We start from the raw sequence: 2,319 nt of genomic DNA, 5'->3' as shown, positions 1-2,319 counted from the left end.
AACGAGTCGCATCCACACAGCGCCCTGAAATACTGCTCACCACGCGAGTTTCGCCAACGAGCAAATTCACCAACCTAGGCGTGACGGCATGTCCGGTCATGCAGGGGCAAGTCCACGCATCGACGGCAGCCTCGAGTCGAGTGATTACCTCGCCGAGCGCGGCTTCGACACCATCTCCTTCAGAGTACTTAGATAGTGCGCTACCGCCTCAAGAGGTGATGCTTTGTCAGGGACGTCGAGAATGAGGGAGGGAGTTTTGGCTAGAAAGCACGCTCTGGTACGAGACCTTGCGACTCCAGTTATGAATGCATCGATAGGTTTTCCCATCCTGACTGCTGCAATTAAAGCTAGGCGTCCCTTGGGCCGAGAGCGCGGCTTAAAAAGCGGGGACACATCTGCCTGAGGGCATCTGAGCTATGATGCTTTCGTCCAATCACAAGCCACTGAAAAATGAGCGACGCCTTGCATCATCTACCAAGCCGAGAAATCGATGCACGGCAGGGCCGCCCTGCTCCTTGCTCGTTCGAAGTTGACCTCAGGGACCACTGTGACACCCCCGCCGGCGTCCCTTACCTCCGACCGTTCAGCCGGAACCGCAATTGGAAGACCGCGTCGGTGTTTATCATCGGTGATAACCCTTCTACACCGCTTAGAAACGAGTTCGACGATTTCGACGACTACTGGACTGCGCTGACCCAAAACATCGAGAAGTTCGATGACGCGTATAAGTCAAAGCGTCTTGACGGCAAGGCGACCAGAACCACGCTGAATACGAAAAAACTGTCTAACCTTATTGGGCCAGAGCACTGCCTCGTGACCAACACCTGCTGGGTTCCCACCCCCGAGTCCGATACAATTTCGGCGCCAGAGCGGCGCCGTGACCAAGCGCAGCTAAAGAAGCTTATTGGGTTTTGCCGGCCGAAAGTACTGTTCGTATACGGTTCGAAGGCCATAGAATTCGCTAACAAGGCCTACAACCTGACACTGGACCCATATGTGCCGCCTGCAGAGCAGGACTATACGGCCGAGGGCATGCGCGTCTTTGCGTTCCCGCACCTCAGTGGACTTGGAATCAAGGCTGGTAAGACCTTCCAACCGGACACCGACCTTCCTGTATTTGCGCAGCGAATCAAAAATTGTTTGTCGTGATGCTTAAAAAGAAAGAGAGTCCAACAGCGTCTGCTGCTGAACTCTTCGAAGATTATAGACCTCTCGCGCTAACGAGGAGCTCCTGCTGCATCTCGTTGCACGACCTCGAACACGACATAGTTCGCCTCTTTCTCGACGCCAGCTGGAACAATCGGAGAAAGGGCTTATTCCCGCTCTTGGTGTTTGCAGTTCGCCGTTTGCCCGTCTCGGCACCGCGGCGACGCGGCCAAAGATTTGTCATCTCAAACGTGACCATGACGCCGCCACTGCTCCATGGCAAGGCGCGTCGTAGGTCGGCACTGGAAACATCGTCGACATGCCGAAAAGCAGGCTGAACGGCGTCGATATCGCGTGGGTCGACGCCTAGATTCTCAAAAACGGGCCTCCAGTCTCGGACGACTTGCCAGACGTCAGCCATCAGCTTGCGGGCGAACGCCTCGGACAGTTGAAGGGCCTCGTGACCGCTCGGCGCATTATCGAGAGTTGCCAGGCGTCCGCTTTCCCCAACCACGAGATGTTGGAAGCGTTCGCTGGCAATACTGGGCTGCGGTAGCACGTCGTAGACTGGACTGAGGCGCCAACTCTTCAAAGAAGCCAAAATTTCGAAGGTGGTCGTCGTTGCTGCCCACAAAAATGTTGAAGACCATCCTTTTGTAGAGTTCCGCCAGCCCGTCATATGCGAGCAGGGTACGGCAATGTTTCTGCATGCAAGCGGCCAACGCTGCGTAAGACATGCTCCGCGATTCCATCTCATCACAGCCCGCGAGCGTTAATCCGCTGTTAAACGGCACGCGGTGTTCAATCTCACCGATGGCAGTGTCCCCGCGCACGAACCGGGCATCATCCCCCTTCCTCATTGCGCCTCGCGGTGTCGCCCAGTAGCGGTCGAATCTGCGAACGAGCAGCCCGTTCCGGTCATTGACTCGAACCAATCGTACCGCCGGCGCTCGAAGCCCAGCTCTTTCTGCCAGGCGTAGCGTTGCGTATTCAACGGCGGGTACGTCAAATCGGTCTCCTTCGCTCGAGAATTTGGCAAGGTGCGACGTTCCCTTCTCATCGCGAACGGAGGCTTGGGGACGAGCTCCACCCACTGTGAAGCGCCCCGGGTTTGTCGGAGACCGGCGAGTTTGGCGTTACGCCGCGCGTGCGGCCAACGCCTGTTTCCGATTG

General features: G+C 56.7%; 2 protein-coding genes. One reads left to right on the top strand and one right to left on the bottom strand.

Annotated features, from left to right (window positions below):
• Window positions 1-450 precede the first annotated feature (450 nt).
• Window positions 451-1,149 carry a uracil-DNA glycosylase family protein gene (locus AWB66_RS32280; protein WP_125469887.1) on the top strand — a complete coding sequence of 233 codons (699 nt, stop codon included), beginning with the start codon at window positions 451-453 and terminating at the stop codon, window positions 1,147-1,149.
• A gap of 473 nt (window positions 1,150-1,622) precedes the next feature.
• Here the strand turns inward: AWB66_RS32280 and AWB66_RS35250 are convergent, their stop codons facing one another.
• Window positions 1,623-2,240, bottom strand: a complete 618-nt coding sequence (locus AWB66_RS35250; protein ID WP_087634026.1) for a HipA domain-containing protein — start codon at window positions 2,238-2,240, stop codon at window positions 1,623-1,625.
• Window positions 2,241-2,319 lie beyond the last annotated feature (79 nt).

Source organism: Caballeronia telluris (assembly GCF_001544495.1).
In the GTDB taxonomy this organism is placed as follows: Bacteria; Pseudomonadota; Gammaproteobacteria; order Burkholderiales; family Burkholderiaceae; genus Caballeronia; species Caballeronia telluris.
The sequence above is the reverse complement of the archived record's forward strand: the minus strand, read 5'-3'. Positions and strand labels throughout refer to the sequence as shown.

Coding starts and splice junctions, on each gene's coding strand:
- AWB66_RS32280 (WP_125469887.1), top strand. CDS start 451: ATGAGCGACGCCTTGCATCATCTACCAAGCCGAGAAATCGATGCACGG.